The sequence below is a fragment of the Streptomyces sp. NPDC005899 genome (assembly GCF_040629645.1).
Classification (GTDB): Bacteria; Actinomycetota; Actinomycetes; order Streptomycetales; family Streptomycetaceae; genus Streptomyces.
Genome location: NZ_JBEXWB010000108.1, coordinates 1 through 17066 on the forward strand (window position 1 = coordinate 1; position 17066 = coordinate 17066).

Genomic DNA, 17066 nt, shown 5'->3' on the forward strand with positions numbered 1-17066 from the left:
TCCGGGTTGGCCGTGGGCAGCACGAGGACACGGGTGCGGGACAGCAGGTCCCTGGTCGTGCGGTCCTCCGCGCGGGCGAGGTCGCGGACCGCCGACAGGCAGGCCTCGCGGCCGGCCGGTTCGTCACCGTGCTGGCCGCAGACCAGCAGGACGGTCAGGGCGGTCGGGCCGGAGGAGCCCAGGTGGACGAGGCGCAGGGGCCGCCCTTGTCCGGTCGTGCCGATCCGTTCGACGCGGACGCGGTCGCTCTGCCGGTCGACCTCGGCGAGGAACGTCCCCTCCTCCGCCTCCCCGGTCCAGCGGGCGCCCGCGGTCCGCTCGAAGCCGGTGCGGGGCACGGGGCGCTCGGTGTCGGCCCGCACGGCCGAGTGCGGCACGGCGAGCAGGGCGGCCGCCGAGACCAGGGCCAGGTCGCGGAAGCCCGCACGGAGCCGGGAGAGGCCGGGTCGCGGGAGGCGGGCGGCCGTCCGCGGCGGCTGGGGGACCATACGGCGACCGCCTCCCGTGCTGCGGCAGGCGGCGGGCCCGCCGGTTCCGGTCCGTGCGCGAGTGTGAGCGGAAGGTACACCGGACGGCCGCCGGGCGACAGGGGGTGATCACCTGCCGGGCGTGATCGTCCGTCCGGGCCGCGCGGCCCCGCGCCCACGGCCCCGGCAGGCGGTGGGACGGTCCGGCGAGCGGGGCCGGGCGCCGGGAGCCCGCTCCCCGCCACGGAGGAGGGGGGCCGTTAGGCTGGCGGCGTTCGTGCCGAATCCGCCAGTTCCGGCCGCTCCGGGCCGGGACGTGCGCGTCCGAGGAGCTCTCCCTTGCCTGACCCCACCCCCGATCCGCAGCGTGACGTACGGCCCACCCTGGAGGCCGTGGCGGCCCGCGCCGGCGTCTCGCGGGCGACGGCGTCCCGCGTCGTCAACGGTGGTGCGGGCGTACGGCAGCCGCTGGTGGACCAGGTACGCCGGGCGGTCGACGAACTGGGCTACATCCCCAACCACGCGGCGCGCACGCTCGTCACCCGGCGCAACGGCGCCGTCGCGGTGATCATCGACGAGCCGGAGTTCCGGATCTTCTCGGACCCGTTCTTCTCGCGGCAGATCCGCGGGATCAGCCGCGAACTCAACGCCCATGACGCCCAGTTGGTCCTGCTCCTGGTGGAGGGCAGCGGTGACTTCGACCGGGTCACCCGGTATCTGGCCGGCGGCCACGTGGACGGGGTCCTGGCGTTCTCGCTCCACACGGACGACGAACTGCCGGCGATCATCCGGCGGTTCAGGGTCCCGACGGTCTACGGGGGCCGCCCCGAGCTCCCCGCCGCCGGAGCGGGTGGCGGTCCGGCGGTGCCGTACGTCGACTGCGACAACCGGGGCGGCGCCCGCGAGGCCGTCCGCCATCTGGTCTCGCTCGGCCGGCGGCGGATCGCGCACATCGCCGGACCGCGCGACCAGACATCGGCGCTCGACCGGATCGACGGCTACCGCGACGTGCTCCCCGACGCCGATCCGGCGCTCGTCGTGGACGGCGACTTCACCGTCGACGGTGGCGCCGCGGCCATGGAGCGGCTGCTCGAGTCGTGCCCGGACGTGGACGCCGTCTTCGCCTCCAACGACCTGATGGCCTCCGGCGCCCTGCGGGTGCTCCGCGAACGGGGGATCCGGGTGCCGGAGGAAGTGGCGCTGGTCGGGTTCGACGACATGGGGACGGTGGCGAAGACCACGGATCCCCCGCTGACGACGGTCCGCCAGGACGTGGAGGGCATGGGCCGCCTGATGGTGCGGCTGCTGATGGAGCGGCTCAACAGCGACAGCGGCGAGTGGCCCGCCTCCGTGGTCACACCGACCGAGCTGATCCGCCGGGCTTCCGCCTGAGACCCCGGTACGCGCCCGCCCGCCCGGACCGCCACGCGTCCCGGGCCGACCGGGCGAGCGGCAGATAACGCAGCCTCTCCGGAAGGACCGGCACGACCAGCCGGATCACGGCGCACAGCCGGCGGAGCCGGCGCTCCTGCACCGGGGACCATGGCAGGCCTATGGCCTCACGGGCGTCCGGCGGCATCAGGCCGACCGTGAGGAAGGCCCGGAACCGGGCCGACGGCGGGAGCAGCACGGGCCACACACTCCGCAGGAGCAGCCGCACGGCCGCCGGGCCCCTGTCGGGCGGGGGCACGGTGGCGTCGACGGCGACGAGCTCCCGCAGGACGGCGGTCGCCTCGATCTCCTCGGCCAGCATCCTGCGGTAGTACGGCCAGAACTCCTCGGTGGTCTGCGGCATGTCCCGGTCGTGGAGGCCCAGGATCCGGCCGACCTGGAGCCACTCGCGGTACAGGGCGCGCTCCTGCTCCGCCGTCATCGGGCGGATCAGGTAGCGCGCCGCGTGCCGGTACACGGGAAAGCCGGTGGCATGGACCCACGCGTAGTTCTCGGGTGCGAGTGCGTGGTAGCGGCGGTCGCGGGTGTCGGTGCCCCGGACGGTGCGGTGCAGCTTCCTGAGCCTTCGCCCCTCCTCGGCGGCGGCCTCTCCCCCGTAGACCCAGAGCTGGAGCGAACGCAGGGAGCGTTCGCCACGTCCCCAGGGGTCCGTGCGGAAGACCGAGTGTTCGTCGACGCCCGCGCCGACCGCCGGATGGGCGACCTGGAGCGCGAGGGCGGCGGGCAGCATGAGCAGGCCCCGGACGTCCCCGGCGAGGCTCCACAGGACGCCTCCCGGCGGGGGCGGGGCCGGGTCGTCGCCCCCGGTGACTGCGCTGTTCATGCGGTGCTCCCCACGGCGGGCGGGCACGACGGATCCGTACCCGGCCTCGTGTGATCCAGTATGCGGGGACCGGCACCGCGCCGGGCGGACGGGGCGGCACCGGGAGCGGGAGCCTCGCCGCAGGCGGGCTCTTTCACCGAAGTGGTGAGACAGCAATACTGTTGCACCTGCCGATGCCCGTCCGACGACTAGGAGCAGCAGACATGGCCACCGGGGCCGAGGAACCGACGCTCACCGTCGACGAGCTGGCGGCACGCGCCGGGGTGACCGTGCGCACGGTGCGCTTCTACGGCACCCGGGGGCTGCTGCCGCCGCCGGCGATCGGGCCGCGCCGGGTCGGGCACTACGGGCCGGGCCACCTCTCCCGCCTCGCGCTGATCGAGGAACTGCGGCACCAGGGCATGACGCTGTCGGCCATCGAGCGCTATCTGGAACAGCTGCCGCCCGATCTGAGCGCGCACGACCTGGCGATCCACCGTGCCCTCGTGGCGTCCTGGGCGCCGGACTCCTTCGAGTCCATGGGGCGGCAGGAGCTCGAGCGGCGTGCGGGGCGAGCGCTCTCGGAGCCCGACCTGGACCGGCTGGCGGCCATGGGGGTGCTGGAGCGCCCGGGCGCCGCCGACGGCGACCACCGGGTGGACGTGGGCCTGCTGCGGCTGGGGGCGGAGCTGCTGGACGTCCCGATCGCCCACGAGACGATCCTGGCCGCGCGGACCGTCCTCCTGGAGCACACGCGGTCGGCCGCGCACGAGCTGACCCGGCTGTTCCGGGACGAGGTGTGGAATCCGTACCGGGAGCGGGAGGAGGACCCGGAGCACGTGAAGGCGATGAAGTCGCTGTCGGCCCACATGCAGCCGATGGTGCTCCAGGCCCTGGTGACGGCCTTCCAGCGGTCGCTGAAACAGGAGCTGCGGGCCGCGTTCACGGCGGAGTGAGGTCCGGAGCCGGCCCGGGGACGGCCCCACGGGGCACCCGCGGCGATCGCGGAGCGCCCCGTGGGGGACGGAGCGCGCCGCGTCGGCCACGGAGCACCGTGTCGTGACGCCGCGCGCGGCCGCACCCGGGTCAGTCGTGAAACGTCTCGCCCTTCTCCGCCATGTCCAGCAGCCGCGGGGGCGGCAGGAAGCGGTCGCCGTACCGCTCGGCGAGCTCCCGGGCACGTGCCACGAAGCCGGGCAGCCCGCCCTCGTAGCCGTTGATGTACTGGAGCACCCCACCGGTCCAGGCGGGGAAGCCGATGCCCATGATGGAGCCGATGTTGGCGTCGGCGACCGTCATGAGGACGTTCTCCTCGAGGCAGCGGACGCTGTCCAGCGCCTCGGAGAAGAGCATCCGCTCCTTCATGTCCTCGAACGGGATCTCCGTGTCCCGCCGCGTGAAGTGTTCCCGGAGGCCGGGCCAGAGCGCGCCCCGGCTGCCGTCCTCGCCGTACTCGTAGAAGCCCGCTCCCCCGCTGCGCCCCGGCCGCCGGAACTCGTCGACCATGCGGTCGATGACCTCGTCCGCGGGGTGCGCGGCCCAGCTGCCGCCCGCCTCCTCGACGGCCCGCCGGGTCTCGTCACGGATCTTGCGGGGCAGGGTGAGGGTCAGCTCGTCCATGAGGGAGAGCACCTTCGCCGGATAGCCGGCCTGCGCCGCCGCCTGTTCCACCGAGGCCGGTTCGACGCCCTCGCCGACCATCGCGACGCCCTCGTTGATGAAGTGCCCGATGACACGGGAGGTGAAGAAGCCGCGCGAGTCGTTGACGACGATCGGGGTCTTCCGGATCTGCCGCACCAGGTCGAACGCGCGGGCCAGGGCCTCGTCACCGGTGCGCTCACCCTTGATGATCTCGACGAGCGGCATCTTGTCGACAGGCGAGAAGAAGTGCAGCCCGATGAAGTCGTCCGGCCGCTCCACGCCCTCGGCGAGCACGGTGATGGGCAGGGTCGAGGTGTTGGAGCAGAGGAGCGCGTCGGGCTCCACGACGCCCTGGATCTCCTCGAAGACCTTGTGCTTGAGCGCGGTGTCCTCGAAGACGGCCTCGATCACGGCGTCGCAGCCCGCGAGGTCGGCCGGGTCGCCGGTCGGGGTGATGCGGGCCAGCAGTTCGTCGCGCTTCGCCTCGGTCGTGCGGCCGCGGGAGAGCGCCTTGGCGAGCAGCTTCTCGCTGTACGCCTTGCCCCGGGCGGCGGCCTCGGCGGAGACGTCCTTGAGGACGACGTCGATGCCGGCGCGCGCACAGGAGTACGCGATGCCCGCGCCCATCATCCCGGCGCCGAGTACGGCGACCTTGCGCACCTGGCGCTCCGCGATCCCCCGGGGGCGGCTGGCACCGGAGTTCACGGCCTGGAGGTCGAAGAAGAACGCCTGGATCATGTTCTTGGCGACCTGGCCGGTGACGAGCTCGGTGAAGTAGCGGGCCTCGATGGTCTGGGCGGTCTCGAAGTCGACCTGTGAGCCCTCGACGGCGGCGGCCAGGATGTTGCGGGGCGCGGGCATGGGGGCGCCCGCGAGCTGCTTCTGGAGATTGGCCGGGAAGGCGGGCAGGTTGGCCGCGAACTTGGGGTTGGCCGGCGTCCCCCCAGGGATGCGGTAGCCCTTGGCGTCCCACGGCTGCTGCGACTCGGGGTGCGCGTCGATGAAGGCCCGGGCCTTGGCGAGCATGTCCTCGGCGGTGTCGGCCACCTCGTGGATCAGCCCGTTCTCCAGGGCCCGCCGCGGGGTGTACTGGGTGCCCTGGAGGAGGACCTTGAGCAGCGCGTCGGTGATGCCCATCAGGCGCACGGTCCGGGTGACGCCGCCGCCCGCGGGCAGCAGTCCGAGGGTGACCTCGGGCAGGCCGATGCGCGAGCCGGGGGCGTCCAGGGCGACGCGGTGGTGGCAGGCGAGGGCGATCTCGTAACCCCCGCCGAGCGCGGCGCCGTTGATGGCCGCGACGACGGGCTTGCCGAGGGTCTCGATACGGCGCAGCGCCCTCTTGATGCCCATGCCGGCGTCGAAGGCGGTCCGGGCGTTCTCCGGGCCGACCTTGATCATGTCCTTGAGGTCGCCGCCGGCGAAGAAGGTCTTCTTCGCCGAGGTGTAGATGATGCCGCGGATGGAGTCCTTCTCGGCCTCGGCGCGGTCGGCGACGGCCGCGATGGAGTCCTTGAAGCCCTGGTTCATGGTGTTGGCGGACTGGCCGGGGTCGTCGAGTACCAGGGTGACGACGCCGGTCTCGTCCTGTTCCCAGCGGATGGTCGTGCTCTCGGTCATGGGTTTCTGCTCCGTGGAAGTCCGTGGAAGAGGGGCCGGGTCGGTCAGAGACGCTCGACGACGGTGGCGACACCCATGCCGCCGCCGACGCAGAGGGTGGCGAGGCCGTAGCGCTGGTCGCGCCGCTCCAGTTCGTCGACGAGCGTGCCGAGGATCATGGCGCCGGTCGCCCCGAGGGGGTGTCCGAGGGCGATGGCGCCGCCGTTGACGTTCACCTTGTCGAGGGAGAGGCCCATGTCCCTCACGAAACGCAGGACGACTCCCGCGAACGCCTCGTTGATCTCGACGAGGTCGATGTCGTCGATCGTCAGCCCGGCCTTGGCCAGGGCCTTGCGGGTCGCGGGTGCGGGGCCGGTGAGCATGATGGTCGGCTCGGAGCCCGAGACCGCGGCGGACACGATGCGGGCGCGGGGGGTGAGGCCGTAGCGCTCGCCCACCTCCTTCGAGCCGATCGCGACGAGGGCCGCTCCGTCCACGATGCCGGAGGAGTTGCCCGCGTGGTGGACGTGGTCGATCTTCTCGACCCAGTGGTACTTCTGCAGGGCCACGGCGTCGAAGCCGCCCATCTCGCCGATCGTGGCGAAGGACGGCTTGAGGGCGGCCAGCGAGTCGGCCGTCGTGCCGGGCCTCATGTGCTCGTCGTGGTCGAGGACGAGCAGCCCGTTGCGGTCCCGGACGGGGACGACGGAGCGCGCGAAGCGCTCCTCCTTCCACGCGGTGGCGGCACGCTCCTGCGACAGGGCGGCGTACTCGTCGACGTCCCGGCGCGAGAAGCCCTCGACGGTGGCGATGAGGTCGGCGCCGATGCCCTGGGGGGCGAAGCCGGTCTCGAAGCTGGTCATCGGGTCCATGGCCCAGGCGCCGCCGTCGGAGCCCATGGGTACGCGGGACATCGACTCGACCCCGCCCGCCAGGACGAGGTCCTCCCAGCCGGAGCGGACCTTGGCGGCGGCCAGGTTGACGGCTTCCAGGCCGGAGGCACAGAAGCGGTTCTCCTGCACGCCGGCGACGGAGTCGGGGAGCCCGGCCGCGATGGCGGCGATGCGGGCGATGTCGGAACCCTGGTCGCCGAGCGGGCTGACCACGCCGAGGACGATGTCGTCGATGGCCGCCGGGTCGAGGTCCGGGAAGCGGGACCGGATCTCGTGGATGAGGCCGACGACGAGGTCGATCGGCTTGGTGCCGTGCAGGGCTCCGTCGGCCTTGCCGCGTCCGCGCGGGGTGCGGATCGCGTCGTAGAGGAACGCTTCGGTACTCACGTCGACTGCCTTTCGGGGAGGGGGGCGGCGTAACAGGGAGGTCAGGCGAGCAGCGAGCGGCCGATGATCTCCTTCATGATCTCGGTCGTGCCGCCGTAGATGGTCTGGACACGGCCGTCGGTGAAGGCTCTGGCGACCCGGTGCTCGGCCATGTATCCGTATCCGCCGTGCAGTTGGAGGCAGCGGTCGGCGACGCGCTTCTGCAGCTCGGTGGCCCACCACTTGGCCATCGAGGCGTGCACGGCGTCGAGTGTGCCGTCCGAGTGGTCGACGACGCACCGGTCGAGGAAGGCCCGGGTGACGGCGCACTCGGTGGCCATCTCGGCGATCTCGAACCGGATGTGCTGGAGCGTGGAGAGCGGGCGCCCGAAGGCCTCGCGCTCCTTCACGTGGCGGGTGGTGATCTCCAGGAGGTGCTCGGCCGCGGCGATGCCGGCGACGGCTATACCGATCCGTTCCTGCGCCAGGTTGGTCATGAGGTGGAGGAAGGCGCCGTCGCGTTCTCCCAGGAGGTTCTCCTTGGGCACGCGTACGTCGTCGAAGAAGAGCTCCGCGGTGTCCTGGGACCTCTGCCCGATCTTGTCGAGGTTGCGTCCCCGCTCGAAGCCCTCGGCGCCGCGCTCGACGACCAGCAGCGAGAGGCCCTTGGCGCCGCCCTGGGGCGAGGTCCGCGCGACGACGATCACCAGGTCGGCGAGGATGCCGTTGGAGATGAAGGTCTTGGAGCCGTTGAGCAGGAAGTGGTCGCCCTTGTCCTCGGCCGTGGTGCGGATGCCCTGGAGGTCCGAGCCCGCGCCCGGCTCGGTCATGGCGATGGCCGTGATCGTCTCGCCGGAGCAGAAGCCGGGCAGCCAGCGCCGCTTCTGCTCCTCGGTGCCCAGGCCCGTGAGGTAGGGGCCGACGATGTCGTTGTGCAGGCCGAGCGCCAGCCCGGAGACACCGGCCCGGGTGAACTCCTCGGCCAGGACGGCGCTGTAGCGGAAGTCGGTGTCGCCCCCGCCGCCGTACTCCTCGGGCACGGCGAGGCCGAGGAGCCCCTGCCGCCCGGCGGCGAGCCAGGCACCGCGCGAGACGATGCCGTCCTGTTCCCACTGCTCGTAGTGGGGAAGGACCTCCTTGGCCAGGAAGGTGCGGACCGTCCCGCGGAACGCGTGGTGGTCGTCGGTGAAGATCTGCCGCTGCATCTCAAGCCCCCTGGACCCGGTCGTGGACGGTGGTGCCGGTGCTCCGGGCAGCTCGCGTGCGGCCGGACGCGCGGCGTGGTGCGGGCGCCATCAGCCGATGGCCCCCTTCGTGCGCAGGCCCGGTACGTCCCAGTCCTCGGCGACGGAGTCGGTGTCCGCCCCGGGCAGGGCGGGCCCCGTGCGTACGGAGACCGGGGTGGCCGAGAACCGGGGGGCCGGGGCGGGCTGGGTGAGCCCGCCGTGCTCCACGTAGGTGGCACGGGCGGCGAGGTGGGGGTGGTGCGGCGCCTCGCGGAGGGAGAGGACGGGTGCCACGCAGGCGTCCGTCCCCTCGAAGACCTCGGTCCACTCGGCGCGGGTGCGTTCCGCGAACCGCTCGGCGACGACGGCGCGCAGTTCGTCCCAGCGGCCGGCATCGCCGTGGTCGGGCGCCCTGTCCCGGATGCCGAGCAGGGCGGTGAACTCCTCGTAGAAGGGCTCCTCGAGCGCACCGACCGCCATGTGCCCGCCGTCGGAGGTCGCGTAGGTGCCGTAGAAGGGGCAGCCGCCGTCCAGGAGGTTGGTGCCGCGCCGGTCCTGCCAGGCGCCGGCCGCCAGCATGCCGTGGATCATCGTCGCGAGGTGCGCGGCACCGTCGACGACGGCCGCGTCGACGACCTGGCCGGAGCCCTCGGGGGTGCGGGCGTGCAGCAGGGCGGCGAGCACCCCGACGACGAGGTAGAGGGAGCCGCCCGCGTAGTCGCCGACCAGGTTGGCGGGGACGGTGGGCGGTTCCCCGGACCGGCCGATCATGGAGAGCGTGCCGGTGAGCGCGATGTAGGAGATGTCGTGGCCCGCCCGCGGGGCCAGCGGCCCGTCCTGGCCCCAGCCGGTCATCCGCCCGTAGACGAGTCGCGGGTTGACGTCCAGACAGGTGTCCGGGCCCACGCCCAGGCGTTCGGCGACGCCGGGACGGAAGCCCTCGATGAGGATGTCGGCGCGCTCGACGAGGTCCAGCACCCCCCGGACGCCGTCCTCGGCCTTGAGGTCGAGGAGGACGGACCGCTTGTTGCGGTTGGTGAGGTCGCGGGCGGGGTCGATGCCGAGCACGGCTCCGCCCGGCCGGTCGACGCGCACCACGTCCGCGCCGAGGTCCGCGAGGAGCATCGCGGCGAACGGCCCGGGGCCGATGCCCGCGAGTTCGACGACGCGCACCCCGGCCAGCGGCCCACGCGGGCCCCGTCCTGTCGTTGCCATCAAGCCCCCAGCGGTATGACACTAACGATGTAACACCGACGATGCTAAGAACCCACCACGCTCGGCACAACCCTTTTGGCCGAGCAAGCGCTTAGCTCTTGCCCGGATCATCCCCCACCGGAGGGCGCCCGGACGCACGACGCCACGGACCGCTCCGCTACCCTCTGCGTTCCACACCGGCGCCACTTCCCGCGGAGGCACTCGTGAACAGGCAGAACGGGGCCGAACGCCCCTACGACGTCGTCCTTTTCGGTGCCACCGGCTTCGTGGGGAGGCTCACCGCCGCCTACCTGGCCGAGCACGCCCCGGACGGCTTCCGCTGGGCCGTGGCGGGCCGCAGCCGGCAGAAGCTGGAGCAGCTGCGCGAACAGCTGGCCGAGGTCGACCCGCGCTGCTCCGACCTGCCGCTGCTGACGGCGGACGCGGACGACGCGACCGCGCTGCGGGAGCTCGCCGAGTCCACCCACGTGGTGGCCTCCACGGTCGGCCCGTACCTCCACCACGGCGAGCGGCTGGTCGCCGCCTGCGCGGAGGCGGGCACCGACTACGCCGACCTGACCGGTGAGGCGGAGTTCGTCGACCGGATGTACCTGGCCCACGACGCGCGCGCCCGCGAGACGGGCGCCCGCCTCGTGCACGCCTGCGGCTTCGACTCCGTACCGCACGACCTCGGAGTCCTCTTCACCGTCCAGCAGCTCCCTCGGGAGGTGCCGCTCACCGTCGACGGGTTCGTCCGCAGCAACGCCGCCTTCTCCGGCGGGACGTTCACCTCCGCGCTCACCGCGATCGGCCGGGGCCCGCAGATGCTGCGGGCCGCGAGGGAACGCCGGCTGCACGAGCCGCGCCTCGTCGGCCGCCGGGTCCGCGCCCCGCAGGGCTCACCGCACTTCGACCCGCGGACCGGAACCTGGGCGCTGCCCCTGCCGACCCTGGACCCGCGGATCGTGGAGCGTTCGGCGCGGGCGCTGGGCCGCTACGGCCCCGACTTCCGCTACCGGCACTTCGCCTCCGTGAAGCACCTGCCGGTGGCCCTCGGCGGCACGGCGGCCGTCGGGGCGCTGGCGGGCGCCGCCCAGATCCCCGCCGTGCGCGACTGGCTGACGAGCCGCTACCGGCCGGGCACCGGCCCCGACGCCGGGCGCAGGAAGCGCAGCTGGTTCACGGTCCGCTTCGTCGGGGAGGGCGGTGGGCGGCGCGTGTACACGGAGGTGTCCGGCGGCGACCCCGGCTACGACGAGACGGCGAAGATGCTCGCCGAGGCGGCCCTCGCCCTCGCGCTGGACGACCTGCCGGCGACGTCGGGGCAGGTCACGACCGCGGAGGCGATGGGCGACGCGCTGCTGGACCGGCTTCGGTCGGCCGGACTGGGCTTCCGGGTCGCCGCGGTGCGCTGAGCGTCCGCCCGCCCCGCCCGGGACGCTGCCGGCGCCTCACCCGGCGGGCACGACGGCGGGGCCGGAGCGTCTCAGAGCATCCATGACGCGAGGGTGACCATCATGGAGACGGTCCAGGCCGCTCCGGCGACCATGCCGAGGGTCATGCCCACGGCGACGCCGCGCTGGGAGAGGCGTACGGTTCCGGCGCTCATGCGAGGTGCGTGCTGGTCGATCATGTGTACCAGCCTGCCCCTGAAGTTCGACAACCAACATCCGTTCTCGTACTCAGACGGCAACGATCCGGCGCGCACCCCGCGACGGCCGTCCGGCACGCCGCCGGAAGCGGTCAGCCGACCGCCTCGCGCAGCGCCGCCCGGCACAGGGCGTCGGCCCTGCGGGTGGTCTCCGGCTGACGGAACTCCCGGGCCAGCGCCAGCGTGTGGGCGCAGGCGTTGTCCAGCCCGGTGCGGTGCCCGACGGAGACGAACACGGGTTTCGTGGCGTCCTGCGTGCGCAGCGCCCGGCCCACCTCCTCCTCCCCGTCCAGGAGCGGGGAGGAGTCGCCCCGCCCGGGGCCCGGTTCCTCGTACCGGAAGGTGAACGGGTTCTTCGCGACGCCGATGACCGGCAGGCCGGTGAGGACGCCGAGGTGACTGGCGAGCCCGAACCTGCGGGGGTGGGCGCGCCCGTAGCCGTCGCAGACGACGAGCCCCGGGTCGGCGGGGAGGGCCTCCAGCGCGGCCAGCACGGCGGGGATCTCCCGGAAGGCGAGGAGCCCGGGCACGTAGGGAAAGGTGATCCGGCCGCGCGCGGTGGCCTCGGCGACCACTTCGAGCGTCGCCGCGTCCAGGACGACGGCCGCCGCGACGACGACGTCACGGTCGTCGTCGTAGGCGACGTCGACCCCGGTGACCCGGCCCGTGCCGGGCGGCGGCCCCGGTTCGTCGAGCACCACGCGGGCGCGCAACGCGTCCTGGACGGCGCGTGCTTCGGCCTCGTCGGCGGGCGTCCGGTAGGTCGTCATGATGCCGCTCATCCTACGGCGCGTCCCGTAGCCTGGTGATCATGTTCGTACTCGAGCTGACCTACACCGCGCCGGTCGAGCGCGTCGACGCGCTGCTGGCGGACCACGTGACATGGCTGGACGCCCAGTACACGGCCGGGGTGTTCATCGCCTCCGGGCGCAAGGAACCGCGCGACGGGGGTGTGATCCTCGCGGTCGGTGACGACCGCGCGCGGATCGAGGCGCTGGCGGCGACCGATCCCTTCGCCGTCCACGGCGTCTGCTCCTACCGGGTCACGGAGTTCTTCGCGACGAAGACGTCGCGGGACCTCGCGCCCTACCGGCTGGAGCTGCCCGGGTAGCCGCTCACCGCATCCGCGTGACGCGCCCCTTCTCCCCGGAGGCCCGGCACCCGCCGCGCCGGGCGCGGTCCGCGGAGTCGCACGAGCCCGTGTCCGCGGTCCGCCAGGTGCGCCCGCCGTCCGGGTGAGGTCCGTCCCCGTCGGTCCGACCGCCACAGCCGACGCCCCGCTGTGCGGGAGCCGGGCCCCCGGACCGGTAGGCGGCGGGTGGCGCGGGAGCGCTCCGCCAGGTGCGGCCTCGGTCGCCCGTGACGGCGGCGGCGTCCGGTGACGCCTGGTCCGCCCGGTGGTCGCCGCCGACCGCGATGCCGTGCCGGCGGTCGCGGAAGGCGGGGCCGATGACGCCGCGGGGCGGGTTCTCGCGGTCACGGTCCAGGTCGCACCCCGGTCGCCGGAGGGCGGGATCCGCGCGGTGGCCGACGGGCCCACGGCCGTCCAGGGTGCCTGGGACGAAACGGGGCAGTTGACCGGACGGCCCGGGCGGTGACACAGCTCACGCCACCCGCCGGTGCACGGATCGAGACGTTCCGTCGTCTACTCCAATGCCGGGAACCGTGTTCACGAGGCGAGAGGGAGCAGGTCTTGTCCAGCGTTATCGAGCAGTCCGTGCAGGCCCGCATGGTCGCATCCGCTCCGCGGATGGAGACCCTGCCCGCCACCTTGCACTACGACCTGGGGGACCCCTTCGCGGTGCGCATGGTCTTCCCGGCACCCGCGACCCTGGAAGGCGCCGAGGTGTCCTGGGAGTTCAGCCGTGACCTCCTCGCGTCGGGGATCGACGCGCCCGCGGGTCTCGGCGACGTCCGGGTCCGTCCCTTCGGGTACGACCGTACGGTCCTGGAGTTCCACGCCCTCGAGGGCATCGCCATGGTGCACGTGCGCACCTCGGAGCTGCGCCGCTTCCTGAAGCGGGCGGAGGAACTCGTGCCCGTGGGCGGCGAGGACCGCTTCATGGACCTGGACCGCGACCTCGCCGAGCTGCTGGGCGGCGCCGCCTGACCGGCCGCCCCGGATGCCTTGGAGGCGCACGAGGGGGCGTCGACGGCGGCGCGCCACGACATGCCCCTCCTCGACCCGCCGCGGATCATCCGGTGGCCGCTGCCGGACGGCGGCGGTCCGCACGACGCCGCTCCCGGCGCGGCGCGCCGCCGGGCGGGGGTCCGGGGGTGTGACGTCCGCCTCCGGGGGCACGCGTGACCTGCACGAAGGACGGCGGTCGCACAAGCTCGGTGAGGGCCGGGCTTGGAGATGCCCTTACTGCCGCCTTAACCTACGGTCACGTAACCTACGAAGCCGTAGGTAATTCTCCCGTCCCCAGGAGCCCCCGTGACGATCACCTCTCCCCACCTCGGCAGTCCCAAGGCGTGGACCGACGCCCAACTGCTGTACGCGCTGGAAGAGGTGGTGGAGAAGGAACTCAACCGCCATCTCAAGGTCGCCAAGGACTGGATGCCCCACGAGTACGTCCCCTTCTCCGACGGCCGGAACTTCCCCGGCGTCTTCGAGGACGGCGAAGCGTGGGAGACGGGCCAGTCCAAGGTCACCGACATCGGCCGGATCGCGCTCGTCGTGAACCTGCTGACCGAGGACAACCTCCCCAGCTACCACCACGAGATCGCCTCGCTCTTCGGCCGTGACGGCGCCTGGGGCACCTGGGTGCACCGCTGGACCGCGGAGGAGGGCCGGCACGGCATCGTCATGCGCGACTACCTGCTGACCTCGCGAGCGGTGGACCCGGACCAGCTCGAGCGGTTCCGCATGGCGCACATGGCCGAGGGCTTCGAGTCCGACAACCGGCACTCGATGCTGCACTCCGTGGCCTACGTGGCCTTCCAGGAGCTGGCGACCCGCGTATCGCACCGCAACACCGGCCACCAGTCGGGCGACCCGGTCTGCGACCGGATGCTGGCCCGGATCGCGACCGACGAGAACCTGCACATGGTCTTCTACCGCAACCTCCTGGGCGCGGCCTTCGAGCTCGCCCCCGACCTCACGATGCAGTCGGTGCGCGACGTCGTCGTCAACTTCCGGATGCCCGGCCACGGGATGCCCGGATTCGAGCGGGCCGCCGCCCAGATGGCGATCGGCGAGATCTACAACATGCGCATCCACCACGACGACGTGATCCAGCCCGTCCTGCGCTACCTGAAGGTCCTCGACATCGACGGCCTCGGCCCGGAGGGGCTCAAGGCGCAGGAGGAGCTCGGGCTGTACATGAGCGGCCTGGACAGCGAGGCGTCGAAGTTCGACGAGAAGCTGGCGGCTCGCAGGGCCCGTATGGCAGCCCGCGCCCGGGCCTGAGCCCACGGCCCGGCGACGGTACGGCGGCCCCGGCCGTGCCGTCGCCGGCGCCCTTCGGGCCGCGGCGGGGGCCGGGATGCTCCGGGGCTGACCTGCGGCACGACGGAACGTACTGTGTGCCGGGTGAAGCCAGTGACGCGTCTTGTTCTTTTCGGTGCGCCCGTCGCCATCGTCGTTTCGGTGTTGTTCAGTGGTGGCGATTCCGAGCAGCTGGTCGAGGCGTACACCGCGAAGCGGCCGGACAACCCGCTCGCCCCGTTCCTCCCCGCCCTGCGCGCGGTGGACGGCAGCGACTCCCACGAGGGCCTGGATCCCGGATTCACCACCGCCTGGCGCCGGGCGGCCGGGGATCCCACCTTCCGTACGGCGCAGGACGGGACCCGGGACAGGCTGTACTTCGATCCCGCGGTGCGGCTCGCGAAGACGGACGGTCTCGGCACGCTCGGGCAGTTCGTCTACTACGACGCCATGGTCCTGCACGGACCGGGCATCGAGGAGAACGGCTTCTACGGCATCCGTGACGCCGCACGGGCGAAGGCGGACACGGCCGCGGAGGGCGGTGACGAGAGGGCGTACCTCGACGCCTTCCTCGACGCGAGCCGCGCGGCGATCAAGGCCCGGAAGGTGCAGCGTGACACCACGCGCATCGACACGGCCCAGCGGGTCTTCCTCACCGCGGGCAACATGGACCTGGAGCCGCCGCTGACGAGGCGCGTGTACGGCGAGGAGTACCGCCTCCCCTGAACACGGCCGGCCCGTCGGCCGTCGCTTCTCAGCCCCGAACGGCGCGGCCTCTGCGCAACCGCTCCCGCTCCTTCTCCGAGAGCCCGCCCCACACGCCGAAGCGCTCGTCGTGGGCCAGGGCGTATTCCAGGCACGCCACCCGGCCCTCACAGGCGTTGCACAGCTGCTTGGCCTCACGGGTGGAGCTCCCCGGTGCGGGGAAGAAGAACGCGGGCCCGGTCTGCGCGCACAACGCCGTCTCCTGCCAGGCCAGTGCGTCGTCGGTCATGGTGTTGATGGACATGGGGACACAGTGCCGTGCGGCGATAAACAAGCGATCAACGACGCGTCGACGGGCGCCGGGGGTGTCGCGGGGCGCGTCGCTCCCCGGCCGCACCGGGGCCCGCCGTACGGGCGGACACGGTCACGTGCCGCCCGGGGCGCGTGGCCCGGCCCCGCCGTACGGCCGGGCCGCCGGTCATCCCTCCGGCATCCTGGGTGTGATCACCGCGAACGCCGCGCCCGCCGGGTCGGCGAAGGTGGCGATCCTGCCGACGTCCGGCACGTCCATGGCCGGCATCGTCACCGACCCGCCCAGCCGCTGGGTGCCGGCCACCGCGGCGTCGCAGTCCTCGACGGCGAAGTAGGGCAGCCAGTGGGGACCCGCCGCGGCCTGGCCCGGCACGTCGTCCACGGGAACCAGTCCCCCGAACCAGGCCGTGTCACCCTCGCCACCGGCGGGGCGGACCATCGTGTAGGAACCGCCCGGGTAGGCCATGTCCTCGGTCTCCCACCCGAAGACGGTGTGGAAGAAGGCGGCGGTCGCCGGGACGTCGGGTGTGTAGAGCTCGGACCAGATCAACGCACCCGGCTCCATGATCACCTCGAGGCCGGTGACGGTCCCCGGCTGCCAGACTCCGAAGTACGCCCCGAACCTGTCCGTGAAGCCGCCCATGCGCCCGTGGTCGAGCACGTCCGCCGGGGGGAAGGCCGCGGCGCCCCCGGCCCGCTCGACCGCCCTCGCGGTCGCGTCCGCGTCGGGCGTCCGGAAGTACACCGTCCAGGCCGGCTTGCCCTGGTCCTCCGGCACCGTCATGGCTCCGGCGACCGTCCTGCCGTTCAGCCGGTACGTCCCGTACCCGCCGGTCTCGGGGCCGCCGGGCACCAGCTCCCAGCCGAACAGGCCCTGGTAGAAGCCGGTCGCCGCGTCGAGGTCGGGCGTGCCGAGGTCGAGCCAGTTGGGCGCGCCGGTCACGAAATCCGGATCGGGCATGGTGTGCTCCTTCGGCGACTGGGCCGTCCCACTGGGTCGTTCGGCGGACTCTGCCGGTCGGAGAGCCATGGAAGTCCGGCACGCGCGGGGCGGCGGGGGACGTCTGAGCGGGTCCCCCAGGCCGAGTCTCGCACCGAGGAGCGGGGACCGCAGTTCGCCCCGTGCCACTCGCGTGGCGCGTGGCACGATGGGACGCGGCTGTGAGCCGGCCGGCCCGCGGCCGTGGTGGGACAGCGGGGACAGAAGGACGTACATGACACAGGCCGCACCCACGGACGGCGGCACGCCGCCGGGCAGAGCCGCCCGCGAACTGCTCGACGACGCCCGGCGGCTCGCCGGCGCGGCCCGGGCGGTCCTGACCGACCACGCC

16 protein-coding genes and 2 pseudogenes are annotated in these 17066 nt (G+C 73.1%); 7 read left to right on the plus strand and 11 right to left on the minus strand.

Going from position 1 to position 17066, the window contains the following annotated elements; translation table 11 throughout:
- Positions 1 to 488, minus strand: a 488-nt coding sequence (locus tag ABZ371_RS14980) for a M14 family zinc carboxypeptidase (RefSeq protein ID WP_358678681.1), incomplete at its 3' end; no start/stop codon positions are given.
- Positions 489 to 806: 318 nt separating this feature from the next.
- On the opposite strand from ABZ371_RS14980, the gene ABZ371_RS14985 reads away from it, so the two are divergent.
- Entirely contained in the window at positions 807 to 1859 is a 1053-nt protein-coding gene (locus ABZ371_RS14985) for a LacI family DNA-binding transcriptional regulator (protein WP_358678684.1), read from the plus strand.
- Here ABZ371_RS14985 and ABZ371_RS14990 read toward each other — a convergent pair.
- A complete protein-coding gene (locus tag ABZ371_RS14990) occupies positions 1822 to 2742 on the minus strand; it encodes an oxygenase MpaB family protein (protein WP_358678687.1) in 921 nt (306 codons plus the stop codon). The two genes, ABZ371_RS14985 and ABZ371_RS14990, sit on opposite strands and share 38 nt — an antisense overlap.
- Before the next feature lie 203 nt (positions 2743 to 2945).
- Between ABZ371_RS14990 and ABZ371_RS14995 the strand changes: the two genes are divergently transcribed.
- A complete protein-coding gene (locus ABZ371_RS14995; RefSeq protein WP_358678689.1) occupies positions 2946 to 3677 on the plus strand; it encodes a MerR family transcriptional regulator in 732 nt (243 codons plus the stop codon).
- Between the two features lie 130 nt (positions 3678 to 3807).
- On the opposite strand, the gene ABZ371_RS15000 is transcribed toward ABZ371_RS14995, so the two are convergent.
- The 4 genes from ABZ371_RS15000 to ABZ371_RS15015 all read right to left on the minus strand — a co-directional run bounded on the left by ABZ371_RS15000 (position 3808) and on the right by ABZ371_RS15015 (position 9658).
- Positions 3808 to 5979, minus strand: coding sequence for a 3-hydroxyacyl-CoA dehydrogenase NAD-binding domain-containing protein (locus ABZ371_RS15000; RefSeq protein WP_358678691.1), 2172 nt, complete (start codon positions 5977 to 5979; stop codon positions 3808 to 3810).
- A 44-nt stretch (positions 5980 to 6023) separates the two neighbouring features.
- Entirely contained in the window at positions 6024 to 7238 is a 1215-nt protein-coding gene (locus tag ABZ371_RS15005) for an acetyl-CoA C-acetyltransferase (RefSeq protein WP_358678693.1), read from the minus strand.
- A gap of 41 nt (positions 7239 to 7279) precedes the next feature.
- The gene (locus ABZ371_RS15010; protein WP_358678695.1) at positions 7280 to 8422 is read right to left on the minus strand and encodes an acyl-CoA dehydrogenase family protein; all 1143 of its coding nucleotides are present in this window, start codon (positions 8420 to 8422) and stop codon (positions 7280 to 7282) included.
- A gap of 90 nt (positions 8423 to 8512) precedes the next feature.
- The gene (locus ABZ371_RS15015) at positions 8513 to 9658 is read right to left on the minus strand and encodes a CaiB/BaiF CoA-transferase family protein (protein WP_358678697.1); all 1146 of its coding nucleotides are present in this window, start codon (positions 9656 to 9658) and stop codon (positions 8513 to 8515) included.
- Positions 9659 to 9861: 203 nt separating this feature from the next.
- Here ABZ371_RS15015 and ABZ371_RS15020 point away from each other — a divergent pair, with 203 nt between their 5' ends.
- The gene (locus ABZ371_RS15020; protein ID WP_358678700.1) at positions 9862 to 11052 is read left to right on the plus strand and encodes a saccharopine dehydrogenase NADP-binding domain-containing protein; all 1191 of its coding nucleotides are present in this window, start codon (positions 9862 to 9864) and stop codon (positions 11050 to 11052) included.
- 71 nt (positions 11053 to 11123) lie between these two features.
- Here the strand turns inward: ABZ371_RS15020 and ABZ371_RS15025 are convergent, their stop codons facing one another.
- Together ABZ371_RS15025 and ABZ371_RS15030 are read right to left on the minus strand one after the other, a co-directional pair.
- Positions 11124 to 11270: a hypothetical protein gene (locus ABZ371_RS15025; protein ID WP_358678703.1), complete on the minus strand. Its 147-nt coding sequence runs from the start codon at positions 11268 to 11270 to the stop codon at positions 11124 to 11126.
- A 110-nt stretch (positions 11271 to 11380) separates the two neighbouring features.
- Positions 11381 to 12058, minus strand: a complete 678-nt coding sequence (locus ABZ371_RS15030) for an endonuclease V (RefSeq protein WP_358678706.1) — start codon at positions 12056 to 12058, stop codon at positions 11381 to 11383.
- Between the two features lie 41 nt (positions 12059 to 12099).
- Between ABZ371_RS15030 and ABZ371_RS15035 the strand changes: the two genes are divergently transcribed.
- On the plus strand, positions 12100 to 12399 hold the full coding sequence (locus tag ABZ371_RS15035; RefSeq protein ID WP_358678709.1) for a YciI family protein: 300 nt from the start codon (positions 12100 to 12102) through the stop codon (positions 12397 to 12399).
- Between the two features lie 4 nt (positions 12400 to 12403).
- Here ABZ371_RS15035 and ABZ371_RS15040 read toward each other — a convergent pair.
- Positions 12404 to 12816, minus strand: a pseudogene (locus tag ABZ371_RS15040) (oxidoreductase); the annotation flags it as partial.
- 165 nt (positions 12817 to 12981) lie between these two features.
- Between ABZ371_RS15040 and ABZ371_RS15045 the strand changes: the two are divergent.
- The 3 genes and pseudogenes from ABZ371_RS15045 to ABZ371_RS15055 all read left to right on the plus strand — a co-directional run.
- A complete protein-coding gene (locus ABZ371_RS15045; protein WP_358678712.1) occupies positions 12982 to 13398 on the plus strand; it encodes an SsgA family sporulation/cell division regulator in 417 nt (138 codons plus the stop codon).
- Positions 13399 to 13725: 327 nt separating this feature from the next.
- Positions 13726 to 14700: an acyl-ACP desaturase gene (locus ABZ371_RS15050; protein WP_358678715.1), complete on the plus strand. Its 975-nt coding sequence runs from the start codon at positions 13726 to 13728 to the stop codon at positions 14698 to 14700.
- A gap of 207 nt (positions 14701 to 14907) precedes the next feature.
- A pseudogene (locus ABZ371_RS15055) lies at positions 14908 to 15444 on the plus strand (chitosanase); the annotation flags it as partial.
- 28 nt (positions 15445 to 15472) lie between these two features.
- Here the strand turns inward: ABZ371_RS15055 and ABZ371_RS15060 are convergent.
- Together ABZ371_RS15060 and ABZ371_RS15065 are read right to left on the minus strand one after the other, a co-directional pair.
- On the minus strand, positions 15473 to 15727 hold the full coding sequence (locus ABZ371_RS15060) for a WhiB family transcriptional regulator (protein ID WP_358678718.1): 255 nt from the start codon (positions 15725 to 15727) through the stop codon (positions 15473 to 15475).
- 174 nt (positions 15728 to 15901) lie between these two features.
- Positions 15902 to 16696 carry a VOC family protein gene (locus ABZ371_RS15065; protein ID WP_358678721.1) on the minus strand — a complete coding sequence of 265 codons (795 nt, stop codon included), beginning with the start codon at positions 16694 to 16696 and terminating at the stop codon, positions 15902 to 15904.
- Positions 16697 to 17066 lie beyond the last annotated feature (370 nt).

What these genes read in the sequence shown, in the direction of transcription:
- ABZ371_RS15035 (WP_358678709.1), top strand. Translation starts at nt 12,100, where the DNA reads ATGTTCGTACTCGAGCTGACCTACACCGCGCCGGTCGAGCGCGTCGAC.
- ABZ371_RS15065 (WP_358678721.1), bottom strand. Translation starts at nt 16,696, where the DNA reads ATGCCCGATCCGGATTTCGTGACCGGCGCGCCCAACTGGCTCGACCTC.
- ABZ371_RS15060 (WP_358678718.1), bottom strand. Translation starts at nt 15,727, where the DNA reads ATGTCCATCAACACCATGACCGACGACGCACTGGCCTGGCAGGAGACG.
- ABZ371_RS15010 (WP_358678695.1), bottom strand. Translation starts at nt 8,422, where the DNA reads ATGCAGCGGCAGATCTTCACCGACGACCACCACGCGTTCCGCGGGACG.
- ABZ371_RS14990 (WP_358678687.1), bottom strand. Translation starts at nt 2,742, where the DNA reads ATGAACAGCGCAGTCACCGGGGGCGACGACCCGGCCCCGCCCCCGCCG.
- ABZ371_RS14995 (WP_358678689.1), top strand. Translation starts at nt 2,946, where the DNA reads ATGGCCACCGGGGCCGAGGAACCGACGCTCACCGTCGACGAGCTGGCG.
- ABZ371_RS15000 (WP_358678691.1), bottom strand. Translation starts at nt 5,979, where the DNA reads ATGACCGAGAGCACGACCATCCGCTGGGAACAGGACGAGACCGGCGTC.
- ABZ371_RS15015 (WP_358678697.1), bottom strand. Translation starts at nt 9,658, where the DNA reads ATGGCAACGACAGGACGGGGCCCGCGTGGGCCGCTGGCCGGGGTGCGC.
- ABZ371_RS15030 (WP_358678706.1), bottom strand. Translation starts at nt 12,058, where the DNA reads ATGACGACCTACCGGACGCCCGCCGACGAGGCCGAAGCACGCGCCGTC.
- ABZ371_RS15025 (WP_358678703.1), bottom strand. Translation starts at nt 11,270, where the DNA reads ATGATCGACCAGCACGCACCTCGCATGAGCGCCGGAACCGTACGCCTC.